Raw genomic sequence first — 18768 nt, forward strand, 5'->3', positions numbered from 1 at the left:
ACAACCAATGAACATACGATATATAACCTTAGCTCTGTTTTGCTCGTCGCTGCCTTTGGCAACCATTGCACAGATAAACCTAAAAGGCACGGTGACCAACAGCAACACCGGAGAAAAGTTTGCAGGCAGCCGCATCACACTCATCAGCACAGACAATGTGGCCATGAGCGACGAAGAAGGTAATTTCGAGCTCAATGTCAGCAAGCTGGATGGAATCTTGCGCATCGAGGCTCCAGGGTTCGACCAGCAGCTTGTCCCCATATTGGGGCGCAACAGCCTGTCAATCAAGATGCAGCCTACAACCAAAGCCAACCCGGCATATAATGAGCACTCACTTAGCGCTTTTACAACAGCCAAGACCCAATCGATGCGCCCGGCAACCGTGGGAGCAGACGAGAACATACAGATGAACTTGCTTGGCGACGTGAATGCAATAAGCCACAGTGGAATTGATGCCGGCGGCATGGCAATGTTTGTGAGGGGCATGCACAGCATCAACATGAAGTCGCAGCCGCTCTTCATTGTCGACGGGCAGATATGGCAGTCGGACAATAACATAAGCTCGCTTTGCGAAGGGTATTTCAGCAATCCCCTGTCGCTGCTCTCACCCGACGACATCGAAAGCATTGAGATACTAAAGAACGGAACCGCCGTCTGGGGAGCGAAGGCGGCAAGCGGCGTCATCATCATAAACACCAAACGCAGCCACAACATGGCTACCGAAATAGAAGTGAACCTGTCGATGGGCATAAAGCAAAAAGGCAAGACGTTGCCCATGCTCAACGCCAACGCTTACCGTATACTTGCCACCGACCTAATCGGAGGGATGCCAGGACAGGACAGAAACTTCCAGTTCATGGACGACGACCCGACAAAATCGTATTATAACGCCAACCACAACAACACCGACTGGAACGACGAGATTGGACAGACGGCCATGACGCAGAACTACAGCATATCCGTGCACGGCGGCGATGAGATTGCCCTCTACTCTTTCTCGCTCGGCTATTCACACAATGACGGCTACGTGCGCAATACTAATTTCGACAGGCTCAACGTGCGCTTCAATAGTGACATAAACCTGACGAGACAACTGAAGACGCGTGCCGACATAGCATTTGCCCAAGTTACAAGGAACATTTTTGATGACGGCATCCTCAGTGAGACATCGCCCAGATACATGGCTTACATCAAGTCGCCGCTGTACAGCCCCAACCAATTCGACTCGCAAGGCAATATGTACGACCGACTGGCTGACGTAGACGAGCTGGGCATTGGCAACCCAATGGATGTAACAGACAACTCGGAAGGCAAGAACAAGAACTACCGCTTCACCGCAACTCTTGCGCCTACCTACACATTCAACGACCGCCTAAGGCTGTCGGCCCTCGTCGGATTCTCTTGGGACAAAATAAAGGAAAGCAAGTTTACACCCGACTTCGGACTGCCTGCCATACAGCTTGTCAACGCACAAGGAGACTGGTATGCCCAAGGAGACAACAGCATAGCCTCACTGATGACTCGCCACTCGACCCTGACTGTAGACATTCATGCAGACTGGAATGCCATCAAGTCGAATACTTCAAACCTCAAGATAACCGGCGGCTACAGATTCATCAACAACACGTTTGAGAGTGATTACGGGCAAGGCTACAACACAGGCAGCGACAATTTGCGCAGCCTGTCGGTAACCAATGCCAACCTTCGCACAATCGATGGTGTCAACGAAGACTGGCGTGACATGGCGTGGTACGCACAAGCCGACTTCGACTGGAAGAACCGTTATTTTGCCGGCGTACAGACAGCCATAGAAACCAACAGTCGATTTGGCCGCAAATCAGGCAGCGGACTTAACATCGGAGGTGTGGCATGGGGCGTATTCCCGTCGTTCAATGCAGCATGGGTGGTAACCAACGAGAAGTTCATGCACAAGGTGAAAGGCATCAATTTCCTGAAGCTACATGCAGGATATGAAATCACAGGCAACGACGACCTGCCTTCAGCGGCCACCCGCACCTACTTTGAAGCCATAAGCTATGCCGGACTGGCCAAAGGCTTGGCACTTAGCAACATCGGCAACGACAAGTTGAAATGGGAGCACACTGGCACGTTTACCGTCGGAATCGACATGCTCCTGCTCAACAACCGCCTGTCTGTACGCGCCGACTACTTCGACTCCACCACCAAAGACCTGCTCGTGCGCAAACAGCTCCGCGAGGAATATGGCCTGCAAAACTATTGGACCAACGACGGAAGCATGAGAAACCGCGGCTTTGAAGTATGCGTTGGCGGCAGGATCGTAGAAACCAAGGACTGGCAGCTAAACGCCAATGTGACCATGGGACACTATAAGAATGAGGTGGAACGGTTGACCGACGGCAACTTCATAACAAATGTCATGGGCGCTAACATGCTCACTGCCGAAGGCAACCCGCTTGGTGTGTTCTACGGATACAAGTCTGAAGGCGTATTTACTGACATGGAAGATGCAAGCAAAGCTAACTTGTCTGTTGTCGACAATACCGGACGCAACCTGAGATTCGGTGCCGGAGACATGCATTTTGCCGACATCAAAGTCGACGGCATCATTGACGAACATGACATGACCATCATCGGCGACCCCAACCCCGACATATATGGCGCGTTTGGTTTCAACGTCAATTGGAAACGCCTTTCTTTAGATGCGATATTCACATATTCGCTGGGCAACGACGCTTTCAACGCCATGCGACAGCAGATGGAGAACGGCAGCTCGCTGAACAACCAGAGTGAAGCCATGCTTCGCCGATGGACGGGCGACGGACAAGCCACCGACATTCCACGGGCCACCTATGGCGACCCTATGGGCAACAGCAGGTTCAGCGACCGTTGGATAGAAGATGCGTCATACCTCAAGCTGAAGCAGGTAAGCCTAAGCTACAGCCTGCCAGTAAAGCCAAGGTTTATCCAATGCGTCCAGGTGTGGGCATCTGTAACCAACGTCTTCACAATGACCAAATACCTGGGCACCGATCCCGAGTTCTTCTATGGGTCGCAAGCTCTTTGCCAGGGTATTGACACCGGCCTCATGCCACAGACCCGCACGTATAACCTCGGAATAAAACTTAACCTTTAACGTAGCAAACGATATGAAAAAGATAATAAACGTAATATGCGGCATATTCCTCATCTGCTGTGCCACAGCCTGCGAGGACATAATGGACACTGAATCCGGCCGTATTGCTTACGACGACCAGCACGAACTGAACAACCCTAACGACTCCATTTACTCTGTCATTGGGGTTTTGGCTCAGTTGCAGCAAGTGGCCGACAGGATATTAATCATGGGCGAGTTGCGTGGCGACCTGATGACTGTCGACCGCGAATATGCATCGACCGACCTGAAAGAAATAAACGACATCAGCTTTGCGGCAGACAACAGTTATGCCATTGCCCGCGACTTTTATTCCATAATAAACAATTGCAATTATATCATTGCACGCATGGACACCAGCATCACTGAAGGCCAGAACAAAGTGATGATGCCGGAGTACGCACAGGTTAAGACGCTCAGAGCTTACACTTACTGGCAGATGGCACTGATCTTCGGAAGGGTAAATTATTTCACAATGCCTTTGACTTCGATTGGCAGCATGGTTCCGGCTGACGCAAACATCGGCATCGACGAACTGTCACAGAAACTCATTGCCGACATAAGCCCCATAGCCGATGCACGACCGCTCGACTACGGAACGATAGACAACTGGACGTCTACAGAACTGTTTTACCCGACAAAGATGCTACTCGGCGACTTATACCTTTATAATAATATGTACGACAAAGCCGCCGAGGCTTATTACAGCCTCATTGCGAGCCGCAACATCGTGGTAAGCAGAACATACGCCAACACGTGGGAGTCGGCCACAAGGCAGAACTTGCAGACGGGCAATATGCAGGCCTACAAAAACGATGTTGTTACCCGACAGATATTCAACTCCGACCTTCGTGCCACACACAGCCAGATGCGCAAGCTCACATATAGCGATAAACCAAGCCTGTTGCCTGCAGCTCAGTTTACTGAATGGATGATGTCGAGGACGCATTTCCACACCGACAATGGGCAAGCTATATCGCGCTACTTCAACGGCGACTTGCGAGGGGCGGCCGAAATGGCCTCAGGGGCACTGGCGGCCGATGCCTTCGGGCATGCCGACCTGGCCCAGCTGCCTGCTGCCAACCCACAAGAAATGGTAATCACAAAGTTCTACAACAACCTTAGCGGAACGGTCACCGACGCGCTCGAACAACGCCCCCTGCTGTCGCTGGCCATGGTGCGCCCGTCAACCATATACCTTAGATATGCCGAAGCCATCAATCGCGCCGGCTATCCCACAACAGCTTTCGCCGTTCTCAAGTACGGACTGAACAAAAATATGTATGACACCATACAGCACAGGGTAGACTCAAACGAGGTTAAACGCTATCCGGCATACATCAATTTCCAAGCCGCACAATACGACCAGAACATCGGCACGGCGGCAAGGGGTCTTGGCCTTGGCATCGTATGGGACAGGGAGCAATACGTAATTCCGGCAGATGCCGACACTACCGACTTTGTTGAAAAGGCCATACTCAATGAGATGGCTGCCGAGACATGCTTCGAAGGCAACAGGTTTTTCGACCTACTTCGCATTTCTCACCACCGCCATGACCACCCTGCACTAATGGCAGAGAAGGTTGCGGCCAAACATGCCAACAGCGAGGCCATGAAACAAAGGCTTTTGGACATATCGGCGTGGTTTGCAAGATAGGCAGACACCCCAACTTACGCTGACGGCAACGGACCACATCCGCCCCCATTGCTCACTTAACGACCGGGCCATATACCTGCATCGCCGCTGCGGCGCCAGCCGCTATGAAGGCGCAAAGGTATATGGCCCGAATGATTGCGGGCAATCCAAGGGACACTGCATAGGCCGCGTAACTGGCCTGCCCACTGCCCCACCATACCACAAACACTTGAATCAGCCACAACACAAATCATAACCGCTGGCAGACGGCAGCAACTTCAAATTGCCGAAAAACAGCCCCGAAATACAAAATTTGTCTTACCAAATATGTTTTATCGGAATTTAGACACATCCTTTGCATCTTTCGCAACAATAGTTGCGGCAAATATATCTTTTATTTGATAGCTTTGCATCAGAAACGCAAACGTACACTACCTGAAACGTATAAATAATTGTAACATAAAACAGCATTGTTATGAAACATTCTACATTGACAAACTCATTGCTTATAGCAATGGCGCTCGGGGCAACAGCGTCTGCCCAAGCGCAGGTATTCCAGCTGAACGAAGAGAAGTCGGCCGAACTGTCACCTGTTCACCGTAGCACGCCAATCATAGGCGACGTCAACAACGACGGCACGCCCGACTTCTATTACGGTGGCCAAGGATTTGAGGGCGCCGATTCAAAATGGGCATGGGAAGACCCCGAGACAAAAGAGAAGCTCGACCTCAACTGGCTCACCAGCGGCTACCTTTACCAAAGCACCGCTCCGGGCAAGTGGACATGGTCCAGGTATATCGGCGCAAGATCGCCCGAGGGCGACTATTCGTCGTTGCTCGGCCTGCCGCCTTCGACATTCAACTACGGGCGCTGGCTTGACTTCAACAACGACGGGCTGCTCGACCTCTACCTCACCGGCAAAAACGAGATGGGATTTGAGCCGGCCGAGAATGTTGGCGACCAGAAAGGCTTTTACACCTACCTGATGAAAAACGAAGGCGGAAAGTTCACGTTCGCCGACATAAGCACGTTCCCCACCGGCGACAACGAGAAGAACCTGCCGAGCATGAACAACTCGTCACTGTCGTTCGGCGACTACAATAACGACGGCTATACAGACATATTGATTCAGTGCATGAAGCGCTGGGCCGAGGATGGCGATGACGGACGGGTGATGCAATACAAACGCCTGCTGGCACTCTACAAGAACAACGGCGACGGCACTTTCACAGAGCAGCATGTGTTCAACCCCATACCCTACGAGCAGAACCCAATGCCCACAGACCTGTTTGAGGCCGACGTGGAATCGGGCACCATGAAGCCTACGATGATAGCAAAGCCCATGTCGCACGGTGCCACCATCATGGGCGACCTCAACAATGACGGCTGGCTCGACATAGTGGCCAGCGGCTACTCTAACGACGGCCCTTGCTTCTACATTTACAAGAACAACGGTGACGGCACGTTCCAGGAGCTCGACCTGAAAGGCAAGGCGTTCGTGCCAGTATACGAGAGCGACCTCGCATTGGCCGACGTGAACAACGACGGATGGCTCGACATCGTTTCGTTCGGCACCGACCCGACACCCAACAGCCCCAAGCGCGGCGACATATTCCTAAACAATTGCGACGGCGACTTCAACTTCACACTCAGCTCTGTCGATGCAGGCAACGGCATTTACGGCTCGGCCGAGTCGACTCTCCGACTTGTTGACATCAACCACGACGGGCTTGTCGACATCATCGACGGTGGATGGACCAACGTAGACAACAAGCAGTGGGGCACACGAATACAGTTCCAGAACCCCGACGGCACGTTCTCACTCCAACAGACGCTGCGCCATTTTGACGGAGGAGCCTATGAGGTTGCCGACCTCAACGGCGACGGTGCCATCGACCTCATCGGCGATGGCTACGGATTCAGCATAGCCGGCTCGAACAGCACTGCTTACGAGTACTACGACGGATTGTGCACCGACAACATACAGGCTCCCGTCGCACCGACAGATGTAAAAGCCGAGTCGACAGAAAACGGCAAGCTGACAGTGAGGTTCGTCGGCGACGAGTTTGAACTGGGCAACGCCTACAACGTATATGTTAAGAACAAGGCCACCGGCGCAATGTCGATGATCATTCCCGCCGACCCCGTGACAGGCAAGCTGAAAGTGTTCCACAGCCTGCAGGCACTGCTGCGCAGCGACAATCCGGCCGAGATGGCTTACACCATCTCTGTGCCCGACGGCGACTATGAGGTAGGTGTGCAGACAGTGAAGAACGACTGGACGGCAAGCGAATTCACTAAGGCAGAAATCAGCATATCCTCCGGCATACAAAGCGCACAAGCCGTAAAGGATGAAACGACCACTGTATACGATGTAAACGGAGTATACATGGGCAACACCACCGAAGGCCTGGGACGCGGCATTTACATAGTAAAGCAAGGCAACAAGACGACTAAGGTCGTGAAATAAAACAGCAGCCGTACCCCATGCGTTGGCCTGTGGACAACGCAAACACAAGGGGCGCAAGGCGCAGCATATAAAAGAGGCAGAGCCGTGGCTCTGCCTCTTTTATATGCTGCGTGTACGCTCACCCATCGTTGTGCATGAGCCTGGCGAGCGCATCGTCCTCGCCTACTATCCATACGACGTCGCCCAGGGCGAAAGTCCGCGACGGATCGGGCTGCGAAAGGTTTTCCTTGCCTTCCTCGATGCCCACCACCAGGCATCCGTAGACATCGCGTATGCCACTCTCGCGCAATGTCTTTCCGAGCAATGGGCTGCCGGCCGTGACCACCATCTGCCTCAACTTGGTCTCTCGTTTCTCCATGTCGGCGTCGTCGCCATAGACCTCCTGCCTCATTGCCTTAGCCAAGGCCGACAGCTGCTCGTCGCTGCCTATCACCTGCAAGCGGTCGCCGGGGAAAACCACCGAATGGCCATCGGGTATGTTCAGCCTCCTGTTTGCCCTGAGTATGCTGCTCACATGAACCCCGAACCGGTTGCGCAACTCAAGCTCACGCAGTGACTTGCCTGCCCACGTCGATGCGGCAGGAATGTCCAAATCGGCCATGTGGACATCGCGGTCGAGCAGATGTCCCTCGTAAAGCGGGCGCTTGCGGCCGCGCACCTGGGCCTCGATGTCACGCGAACGCAGGTTCTGCACAAACATACGCTCCATCCTGATGCTCTCCATCTTAAGCCCCCGCGAAAGCACCATAAGCACAACCACCGCCAAGGCAATGGTTATCATAAGCGCATTGGTAAACCGGCTGAGATAATTGCAAACGTAGAACACGAACGAGCAGGCCACGGCCACGCGTACAATAACGGTGAATATGAGCGGCAGATGGTTTTTGCGGCTCTCGGCCCACAACGCCTTAAACTCGCGGCTGTGGTTTTTCTTCATTACCATGGCACGCAAGAATGGCGACATGACCATCACCGTGATTGCCCCGCAGATGAAGTTTGCCGTCCAGTGCCATCCTACAAGCAAATGGCGGACAAACGGCAGGAAGAACGTGAACATTAGGAATATCACGGCAAACGACAGTATGGAGTATACCAACGTGTTGGTTGCCATCTGGGTGAGCAGGCTCTTCCACTTGCTCTTTGCGGCCGACGTAGACGGGCGGCTCAGCGTGATGCCGTTGAGCGTGGCAATGACCCGCGGCGGCAAACGGCGCTCCATCAGCGTGTAGCAAGGCGTGGCAAAACGTATCATGTATGGCGTGAGGAATGTGGTTATCACCGACACGGCCACAACGACGGGATAGAGAAACTTGCCTATGACGCCGAGCGACAGGCCGAGCGAGGCGATGATGAATGCAAACTCACCTATCTGTGCCATCGAGAAACCGCATTTCATGGCCGTCTTCAGCGGCTGGCCGCTTATGAGATAGCCAAAAGAGCCAAACACGGCCTGCCCCATGAGTATGGCAAGCACCAACACCACTATAGGCACCGCATATTCGGCAATGACGCTCGGCTCGACCAGCATGCCCACCGACACGAAGAATATGGCCCCAAACAGGTTCTTGACGGGCTCTACCACCCTTATTATCTTCTCTGCCTCTATCGTCTCGGCAAGTATGCTGCCCATGACAAACGCACCGAAAGCGCTACTGAAGCCCACCTCGGCCGACACCACTGCCATGAGGAAGCACAAGCCCAAGGCCACCACAAGCAGCGTCTCGTCGTTGATGACGCCCCTCATGCGCCTCAGGAACATTGGTATGAGGAAGATGCCGACCACGAACCACAGCACAAGGAAGAACAGTATGCGCACCACTATGCCTATCATCTCGCCGCCGTCGGGGCTGCTGCCATGGGCCAGGGCAGACAGCATGACCATGAGCACTATGGCCAGCACATCCTCGAGAATGAGCACACTCATCACCAGCCCGGTGAAACGCTGCTGTCGCAAGCCCATGTCATCGAATGCCTTGTAGATGATGGTGGTAGAGCTCATGGCCAGCATTCCGCCGAGGAAAATGCAGTCCATATGTGTCCAGCCAAACATTTTGCCAACGGTCATGCCCGACACCATCATGCAGAATATGATTGTGCAGGCTGCGATGACGGGGGCCATGCCCATCTTCAGAATCTTCTTGAACGAGAAATCGAGGCCGAGCGCAAACAACAGGAATATCACCCCGATGTCGGCCCATGCCCTAACGTTGTCAATGTCGACAACAGATATTGTATAAGGAAACTGCGGACTGACCACAAAGCCAGCCATGATGTAACCCAAAACCAACGGCTGCTTGAGTCGCTTGAAGACCAGCGTCACGATGCCTGCCACGACGAGAATGAGCGCAAGGTCCTTTATCAGCGGATCTAATTCGGACATAACGGCAAATTGTAATTATAGGGACACCCCTTCCGGTAGTGTCAATACCACTGCACGGCATTGCTGTAGCTGCTGCGCTTGTCGTACTTGAGCACGTCGGTTAGCGTGGCTGCGTTGCAGCGGAACGAGAAGTTATAGCTTGTGTATGGCGACAATACAACCGAACACGACATGTTGAAGCAATGTAGGTCGCGGCCGAGTGATGCCGTGGTCATGGATATTTTCTTGTTCTCAAAGTCGTAACCAGACGAGAAGCTGATGTTCCATCCGTCGCTGAGGCGTATGTTGCCGCTGAAGTTCAGGGTCTGGGTGAACGCGTAGGGATAGCGCATCTTGTCGTAATTGAAGTTGCCGCCCACGTCTTCGCGCATGGATATGCCATAGCCGAAGCTAAGCGACCATGGTATGCTGAACTTCATGTAGCCGTCCTCATCGGTCTCGGCCTTGCCGGCATCTTTCTTCTTTGCCCCCCTCTGCCCCTCCTGCAGGGTCTTGTCCTCGTTGGTCTCAGGGTCGAGATAGTCTTCTTCCTCCTCGGCGGGCTTGTCTTCATCGTCGTCTTTCTTCACCTTCTCTCCCTTGAGCCACTTGATGAAGTTCATCACCTTGTTGTTGTCGAGTGTATAGGATATGTTTTGCGACATGCCCTGGAAGCGTCCGAACTTGCCCTGGCTGTAGCGCGTCACGTGGTCGCTCACGCGCGGGTTGCCGTTCTCGTCGAGCTCGTAGGCGTATGTGGCAAAGGTGGCGTTGAGGTTGAAGGTGTAGTTCTTTGTCAGCTTCAGGCGCAGCCGGGTGTTCAGGTCGCTCCACGGCCTGATGTCGGTAGCCATGTTGTACGACATGCTCGCCCCAAGCTCGTCGATGATGCTCACCTTCTTATACCCGGTTGAATCGTCGTCGGAGCGCAGCTTCATCTCAATGTTGTTTGATATGTCTACCGATATGCTTCCCGTCTTGCCCCTGCCCGGCACTCCGAAGAGCCCGTTGGAATACGGCGAGTATTCCACCAGCGACACGTTGCCGTCGGCGTCGGTGCGCTGGTAAGTCTCATAGTAGCCGTAACGGCTTGCGCCGAAGTCGGGCGCATAGTTGAAGCTTACCTGCGGCGTGAACACGTGGCGGATGGCCACAATCTTGTCGCCGAAGAGCTTGCGCCAAGGCACATACATGCCGTAGAGCTTGGTAGATGCCGACACGCTGAGGCGCCAGTTGTACAGGTTGTAGAATCCGTCGATGGTGTCGGTCACCTCACGCTGGTTCTCCGTGTCCCACGAACGCATTATCTTGTTGGTGTACATGCGGTCGGTGAACGTAAACTGCGGATTGATGTTCAGATAGTCGAAGAGCGTGAAATTGGCACTGATGGGTATGTTGTGCTGCATGCCGTTGCGCCAGTCGCGCGTAAGGCTGGAGTGCAGCAGCCTGTTTTCCTTTGTCGTTATAGAGTTGCTCAGCTGTCCGGTGTAGCTCAGCGATATCTTCTCGTACCACCGTTCCTTGCCTGCCATCTTCTTTCTCTTGAATGGGTATATGCGGCTCAGCGAGATGTTCAGGTCGGGCAACGTGAGCGAGATGGTTGAGTCTTGCATGCGCTGGTTGAGGTTCATGGTGGTGCTCAGCGTCAGCCCGATGTTTGAGAATGTGTTTGTCATGCTGACCGACGAGGTACGCGTGCTCTGCGTGTAGCTCTGCGGGTTGTACATGCTGGTCAGGTTGTTGCGCTCGTAGCTGCTCGTGGCGAAGTTGACACTTGCCGACAGCGTGCGGAAGGGGTTGGCCTTGGCGTCCTGGCGGTGGCTCCACTGTATCTTGAAGCTCGTCTGCTTTGAGTAGTCGGGCATGTTCTTCTCGCCGTTGATTGTGTTCTGGTAGCTGGCGTAGAAGCTGCCGCTGTAGCGGTAGCGCTTGCGGTAGTTGGAGGCTACCGACAGTCCCCACGAGCCCTTGGTGTATATTTCGCCAAGCAACTTGAGGTCCATCTTGTCGCTGATGGCAAAGTAATAGCCTCCGTCGCGCAGATAGAAGCCACGCTCGGTTTCGTCGCCATAGGTAGGCATGATGAATCCGCTTGAGTAGCTCTTGGTGAACGGGAAGAAGCCGTAGGGCACGGCAAGCGGCAGCGGCACGTCGGCGATGACAAGGTATGCCGGGCCGAACACCACGTCTTTGCCCGGGCGCACCTTTGCCCTCGACAGGGCTATGTAGAAGTCGGGGTGTGGCTGGTCGCAGGTGGTATAGCGGCCGTGCTGCAGGAAGAGCTCGCCCGACGATGCCCGCTTCGACAGCTCGCTGGTAAGGAATCCGTCTTGCTGGGCTGTATACACCTCGTTGATGAGTCCTTTCTTTGTCTTGAAGTTAAAAGCCATGGTGTCGCTCTCGTAGGTGTCGCTGCCCATGACAAACACCGGGGTGCCGAACATGGCACCCGACGAATCGCGTGCGCCGGTGGCATGCACCAGACTGCTGTCCATCGACATGTATACCTTCTCGCTCGTGAGGTCCATGTTCTCATATTTCACGTGAGAATCGCCAAAGAGATAGGCCAGGCCCGTGGCGCCTTCGTATATCAGTGAGTCTTCGGCCGAGTAGACAACAGGGGCGTCGATGCCGTTTTTCTTCTGACGGTTAAGGCTATCGAAAGCCAGTGAGTCGTCGATAGCCTTATTATGATGGTATATGGCCAGTTGCAGCGAGTCCATCTTTGTTGTGTCGGGGCCCTGGGCGGCGGCGTCACTGCCGAGGGCCGTGGGTATTCTGGCTGAAACGCCCTGCAGCGATGCCAGGGCGCCCTTGTCGTAAAGCGACACAGGGGCCACATGCCTGAGCACAAGTGAGTCGCCTGCCTTGCTGCCTGAATCGGGGGCCGACACGGCCTGAACCGACCTGCCCATCGGGGCAAGCGGCACCCCCGCCATCACAAAAATGAAGGCGAAAAGCATCAAAAATATCAATGTCTTTTTTCTCACGGCTGCAAAATTAATTATAAAATGGCGAATAACACATTGCTTTCAAATATTTAACGTTAATGAGCCTGCGGTTTTGACTTAGCCCAACGCCGTGCTGCGCCACGGCCCGCGGGCGGCAGCCACGAGGGCATTGGCCACGGCAGCCGATGTGCACAGACGGCACGCCGGTTGCCGGCAAGGGGACGGGAGCTATTTGGCGGCTTGGCAAAATGCAATCACATTCACCAGGCGGCCATGCTGACGCTGTGGGGGAACAATGGCTTTGGGGAGGTTTCCGGGCCGCAATTCTGGAAATGGCACAGCCACATCATTGCGCCACGCTACCGCCTTGATGGCAAGCGGGCTGCGTGACGGCAGACCACCGGGGCGGCCCGTGGCAGGGCCGCCAACCGAGCCTGGGCGCAAGACGGGCCGTATGGCCTTGCAAAACGGCCCGTTCGGTGGTGCAAAACGGGCCATATTGCAATGTCAAACGGCACATATTGAAAACCGACGGCACTGATGCAGAAAGACTGAAAGTAAAGTCGTAGGTGAAAGCGCTTGCCGGGTGGAGTTAAGATGCCGGAAAAACAGCGCAACAGAGCGGTTTGCCTGTTCCCGCAACAATTGCATTGTGTTGCCGCCGTGATTGGCCGCCCATGCGGCCCAAGGAGCAACGGGCCAACGCAAGGCATGGTTGCCGGCAAGAGACAGGCTATGGGATGGTGGCTGGCGGGAGGCACGGCAGCAGGCAGGATGGCATAAATGGCATTGGCCTGCGGCTGCACGCGGGCTATAAACGGGCAAGGCCATCACAACCGTATGGCCTTGCTCAACGTGGGATGGCAGCCTGGCGAGGCCCTTGACTGTCAACTCCGCCTACCGCAACGGGAGGCAAGCGGAAGGCAAGGGCCGCCAGTGGGGGCTGAAACAAGCCCCCGTCACTCAAACATCGAGGCCCATCGCATAAACCGCCCCAAGCCTTCGTCACCAAACTTCGACAGACTCTTGGCTGCCTGCTCGACAGTGCGCACACGGTCGGGGTGCGACTTTGAGAAGAACTTGTCGGCATAACAAACCACCTGTTCCGTAAGCGTCAGCGGCAGATAGTCTTGTGGCGGGAGCGGCAATCGCTGCTCCTCTACCTGCCTACGGCTTATGCCTGCCCCGGTGTGGCGCTCGCACACGCTGGCGTAGTCGGGCCATCCCTCTGCCCTTACTATGGCTGCCCCGCAAATGCCGTGGCGTATGTAAGGCTCCGTTCCGTGGCAGTGGATGCTCGGGGCGTCGGTCATGAAGATGCCAATGTCGTGAAGCATGGCGCAGTCTTCAACAAACTGGGCGTCGAGACCCAGCTCGGGGTGCTTCTTCACTATGGCCAAGGCGCGGTCGGCAACGTCGCGGCTGTGCCTCAACAACAGCCTGCGCAACTCGTTGTCTTCGGGATAACACTTGTTTATGATGTCTGTCACAAATTGTGATTGCATAACTGATATGATTGCTGTATGTTGGTTTTTGTCAACTGTTAACTGCAGCCTGCAGCTCCTGGTAGCAGCCGTTGTCAGACTATATCGCGGCAGCCGGGCAAAGACGGCAGCCGGGAACCGCCCCGCGCAGTGTGGCATCATGCGGCCCGACGCCGCACGACAGCCACATGGCAGGCTGCAGCCACACACCGCAAGGCACGGTTCCCGACTTCATTGCGCCGGCCACAGCCGGGCGTTAATCCTTGTCGCGCTCTATCCAGCCGAGTATGTCGCCACGGCGAACGTTGGCTCCCTGGCGTGCGGTGACCTCAACCAGCTTGCCGCCGAGGTCGGATGGCACCGGCACAATCTCGCCCCACTTGGCCTGGATGTAACAGAAAGTGTCGCCCTCCTTGTAGTGCTGTCCGATGAACGGCTCGAGGCAAGGAGCACACTCGCTGGCGCCGCCAAACTCGTAATACAGGTGTCCGCCCAACGGGGCCACTATGGCATCGGCCTTGGCATGCTTCAGGGCAGCCAGTTGCTCGGGCGTCAGCTGTGAGCCGAGGCGCGCGTCCTTGGCCTTCTGCAGGTCGACAAGGAAGTTTTTCTTGGCCTGTCCGCTCTTGTAGTTGCGGTACTGCTCGGGGTGCATGGCCAGTTCGAAGAGCTCTTCGTCGTCGGGTCCTGCCTCCCACCCGTTCTTCTGCATCTCTTCGCGGAAGCCGTCGAGGGCGTCGGGCAGCAGCGTGTGCGGGTCGTCGTCTGTAAACTTGCGGCCTTGCTTCTCGGCCAGGGCGATGAGCTCCGGGTCGATGGTTCCGGGCACCTTGCCGCTCTTGCCGAGTATCATGCCCCACATTGAGTCGTCCATCATCACGAAGCGGCCCTTGCCCTGGGTCAGGGTGAGCAGGTTCATCAGGGCGATGTTCTTTACATACTGCGAGAACGGCGTGACCAGTGGCGGGTAACCAACGCGAGGCCATACATAGGCCACCTCGTCGAACAACTTGACCAGCATGTCGTCCATGCTCAGCTCTTTCTCGCCTTTGCCGCGCAATATGCCGTTGATGACGTTGCGTATGCCACCCATGTCGGCCATCATCGAGCCCATCATGCCGCCGGGCAGTCCGCAACCGAGCAACAACGAAGACATGTGCTTGTTGGCCGGGTTGATGAAATAGCCCAACCACTCGTCGATGAACTCCTGTGTGAGCGAGCGGGCCTGCATGTATGCGTTCATGTTAATCTCTGGAACGTCGAAGCCTTCGTTCTTTAGCATGCTCTGCACAGATATGATGTCCGGGTGAACCTTGCCCCAGCTGAGCGGCTCGATGGCCGTGTCGATGATGTCGGCACCGTTGTTGCACACCTCAAGTATCGAGGCCATGGACAGGCCGGGGCCCGAATGGCCGTGGTACTGTATGATTATGTCGGGGTGCTTTGTCTTGATAGCCTTGGTCAGGGCGCCCAGCATGGCTGGCTGACCTATTCCGGCCATATCCTTGAGGCATATCTCGGGGGCGCCGGCCTCTATCAGCTGGTCGGCTATGTTGCTGTAGTATTCAACCGTATGTATGGGCGATGTGGTGATGCAGAGCGTGCCCTGGGGGGTCATGCCGGCCTCGGCTGCCCACTTGATGCTCGGTATGATGTTGCGCACATCGTTGAGACCGCAGAATATTCGGGGTATGTCGACACCCTGGGCATGCTTCACCCGGTACATCAGACGGCGCACGTCGTCGGGCACAGGATACATTCTCAGGGCATTGAGGCCGCGGTCAAGCATGTGGGTCTTGATGCCGACTTCATTGAATGGCTTGCAAAATGCTCTCACGGCTGCATTAGGGTTCTCACCGGCAAGCAGGTTGACTTGCTCAAATGCACCGCCGTTGGTCTCCACACGGGCAAAGCAGCCCATGTCAATTATGACTGGAGCGATGCGCTCCAACTGGTCCTTGCGTGGCTGGAACTTTCCGGAAGATTGCCACATGTCGCGGTAAACGAGACTGAACTGGATTCTTTTCTTCATAACCTTTTCCTTAATTTAAACCGTGATACTTACCCACCGGCCGCACAAGCGCTTCATAGGTTGGCAATCATGCGGCCACGTGGCTGGCGGAAAGACATTAACCCAAGTGCACAGAGGGTAATCTGAAGGCACATGGCGCAATGGCCTATCCGATTGCAAATATAGGAATTATTATTTGAAAAGCATAAAAGGTAGGCGTTTATTTTGCCTGTCGGTTGTAAATAAATCGGTAAAAGATACAATGCAAACAGTATGTGGCGTGGTTCTGCCACCCCGGCTTGGCATTCCGGTGCACTGCCGCCGGGCATTAATGCGGCGCAATATGAGCCCACAGCGGGCTGCGTCAGAACTCATAGCCGAGGTTGAGGTAGAAAAACACGCGGCGCGTCTTGCTCGAGTAACCGATGTTTGCATTGACGGGGCCGAACATGGAATTGTATGCCCACGACAGCTGGTAGCCGTGCAACAGCGGGCTGTCAATGAGATTGCGTATCTTGCCTGAGTTGAGCGCAAACGCCGCTCGGGCTATCAGGTAGTTGTTGTCCATGATGCGCTGCTGCAGTTTTATGCCTGTAGCCACAAAGGCGTTGTCAGCCACCTCGATGTTGCCGATGCCGGCAAAGGGCAGCTGCTGCTCCACGTAATGGCCGGCATAGTCGCCGCCAATGAAGTTGCTCAGGCACCACGGCATCTCGTTGCCGAGCAATATGCGCCCATACACGGCCGGCTGGAGCGTCAGGCGGTCGGTCAGCCGCACGGCAAAACGCCACCGTCCGTTGACGACATGGACGGGGGAAGACGAGCGGTAGTGGACGAAGTCGTCGGTATACATTGAGTAGCCGGCCTCGAGCGAAGCGCCATGGGTGGTGAAATAACGGTCGTTCTCTGAGTTGTAGTTCAGCCAGAGGTTGTAGCTGTACAGATGCTCGTCGCCGAACACCATGTCGCTGAACTCGTCGCCGATGAGCATTGTGCCGTAATTGAAGTTCTCCCAGCGCGCGGCCAGGTCGAGGGTGAAGTTGCGGAGGTTGAAGCTTATTATGCCCAACTTTACCGAATGGTAATCGTATGTCACGTTAAAGTCGCGCTTGCCGCCGTTGTAGATGTTGATGTCGTTGTAGCGGAATGTGTAGTCCAGCGTCCAGTTGCGCCTGTTGGCTGGCATCACCGTGGCCGACACGTTGGCCATGTAGCGCCGCCCGAGCCTGCCGGTTACCGACACCTCGACAGGCAGCCGGATAGGCAGCCGGAAGTCGCTGTTGGCCTGCAGGGCCACGGTCTCTTCCGTATCGAACCTAACACCAAGGTTGAGCTGGGTCATCTTGCGCCTTCCGGCCACGATGCGGAGCCAGTAGCCGCCTGCCATCTGGCGCAGTGAGTATTCTGCCGATGAGTACATCAGGTCTGAACGGAGCGACACCATGACGCTCTCGAGTGTCTCATGGCTCACGCTGTCGCCCTCGACAAGTCCGAACTTGCGCGTGATGTAGCTGCTGTCCGCTTGGTTCACACCTTCAAAGTCGACCTCGGCGAGTTTCATGCGCTGAGGCTTGAATACCGCGGCCGCACGGTGCAAGCGCCTCGGCACGTAAGAAGAGTCAAGCCCTATGGCGCGCTTGAGGGCCATGAGCGAATCCCATTGGGCCATGGCGGCCTGCTCGCCGAGGGTTATCAGCGAGTCGACGGCGCTTGGCGAGAAACTCTTCGACGAGTAGTCTTTGGTGTCTACGGCTATCTGCACGTCGGTATGGCCTACGTTATCGTCAAACTTGTTCTTCACACTGAAGTCTACCAGCTGCATGATAATGTCGACGGCAGTGTTCAATTCCTTTGATGAGCGGGCGGGCTTCTGCAGCGTCACGCCTATCACGACATCGGCGCCCATGTCAAGGGCCACGTCTACGGGGTAGTTGTTCTTCAGCCCTCCGTCGACAAGCACCATCGAATCAATCCTCACCGGGGTGAAGACGCCTGGTATTGCCATGCTCGCACGCATGGCCTGCGACAGCCATCCGCTGCGGAAAACCACCTCAGAGTAGTCCACCATGTCGGTAGCCACACAGGCAAACGGTATGGGCAGGTTCCTGAAGTCGATGGAGTCGTGGTAGCCAACGGTGAGCCACGAGAAGAGGTTTGAGAGGTTGTGGCCCGACACAAGCCCGCCCTCGGGCATCAGGCCGGTGGTTCGGATGATTGGACGGGACAAGAGGTAGGTTCCCTGGTTGTATCGTTCACGCATGCTCTGGTTGCGTGGCTCAACCATGTCGGACAAGAGGTAGCGCCAGTCTTGGCAGCGCACGAGTGAGTCGAGCGTAGGCGCGTCGTAGCCGATGGCATACAGTCCGCCCACTATTGCGCCCATGCTGGTGCCTACGACGTAGTCGACGGGTATGCCGGCGCGCTCAATCACCTTCAAGACCCCGATGTGGGCCATGCCCTTGGCGCCACCGCCGCTGAGCACCACCGCCACCTTCTTGCGCTCGCCGGCAAACGAGCATAGAGCGAAAAGAACGGCGAAGAGCAGCGACAACGCCCTCAAGCCACCACGTGATGACAGACACGGCGACTTTGACACGCTGGCGATGCATGCGCTATGTTGGTGTATTACCGGCATATACAACTATTATATGTTTGGTGAATGGCTCCGGCCTGAACAGCTCCTGAGGCTCGCCAGATGGGCTGGCGGGGCACTTGCTGTGTGCA

8 protein-coding genes are annotated in these 18768 nt (G+C 55.4%); 3 read left to right on the forward strand and 5 right to left on the reverse strand.

What is annotated here, in order from left to right:
• The first annotated feature begins 7 nt into the window (after positions 1-7).
• The 3 genes from H6B30_RS04140 to H6B30_RS04150 all read left to right on the forward strand — a co-directional run bounded on the left by H6B30_RS04140 (position 8) and on the right by H6B30_RS04150 (position 7239).
• The gene (locus H6B30_RS04140; protein ID WP_205108223.1) at positions 8-3115 is read left to right on the forward strand and encodes a SusC/RagA family TonB-linked outer membrane protein; all 3108 of its coding nucleotides are present in this window, start codon (positions 8-10) and stop codon (positions 3113-3115) included.
• Between the two features lie 13 nt (positions 3116-3128).
• Complete coding sequence (locus H6B30_RS04145; protein ID WP_205108224.1) at positions 3129-4790, forward strand: RagB/SusD family nutrient uptake outer membrane protein; 1662 nt, start codon at positions 3129-3131, stop codon at positions 4788-4790.
• A 454-nt stretch (positions 4791-5244) separates the two neighbouring features.
• On the forward strand, positions 5245-7239 hold the full coding sequence (locus H6B30_RS04150; RefSeq protein WP_205108226.1) for an FG-GAP repeat domain-containing protein: 1995 nt from the start codon (positions 5245-5247) through the stop codon (positions 7237-7239).
• 118 nt (positions 7240-7357) lie between these two features.
• Here H6B30_RS04150 and H6B30_RS04155 read toward each other — a convergent pair whose 3' ends face one another.
• The 5 genes from H6B30_RS04155 to H6B30_RS04175 form a co-directional block, all read right to left on the reverse strand.
• Positions 7358-9619 carry a cation:proton antiporter gene (locus H6B30_RS04155; protein ID WP_205108228.1) on the reverse strand — a complete coding sequence of 754 codons (2262 nt, stop codon included), beginning with the start codon at positions 9617-9619 and terminating at the stop codon, positions 7358-7360.
• A 41-nt stretch (positions 9620-9660) separates the two neighbouring features.
• Positions 9661-12588: a putative LPS assembly protein LptD gene (locus tag H6B30_RS04160; RefSeq protein WP_338088939.1), complete on the reverse strand. Its 2928-nt coding sequence runs from the start codon at positions 12586-12588 to the stop codon at positions 9661-9663.
• A gap of 920 nt (positions 12589-13508) precedes the next feature.
• The gene (locus tag H6B30_RS04165; protein ID WP_205108230.1) at positions 13509-14054 is read right to left on the reverse strand and encodes an HDIG domain-containing metalloprotein; all 546 of its coding nucleotides are present in this window, start codon (positions 14052-14054) and stop codon (positions 13509-13511) included.
• Between the two features lie 235 nt (positions 14055-14289).
• Positions 14290-16065: a hydroxymethylglutaryl-CoA lyase-like TIM-barrel protein gene (locus H6B30_RS04170; RefSeq protein ID WP_205108232.1), complete on the reverse strand. Its 1776-nt coding sequence runs from the start codon at positions 16063-16065 to the stop codon at positions 14290-14292.
• Between the two features lie 343 nt (positions 16066-16408).
• Positions 16409-18679, reverse strand: a complete 2271-nt coding sequence (locus H6B30_RS04175; RefSeq protein ID WP_205108233.1) for a patatin-like phospholipase family protein — start codon at positions 18677-18679, stop codon at positions 16409-16411.
• Between the last annotated feature and the right edge of the window lie 89 nt (positions 18680-18768).

Origin of the sequence: Marseilla massiliensis (assembly GCF_016899955.1) — a bacterium.
In the GTDB taxonomy this organism is placed as follows: domain Bacteria; phylum Bacteroidota; class Bacteroidia; order Bacteroidales; family Bacteroidaceae; genus Prevotella; species Prevotella intestinigallinarum.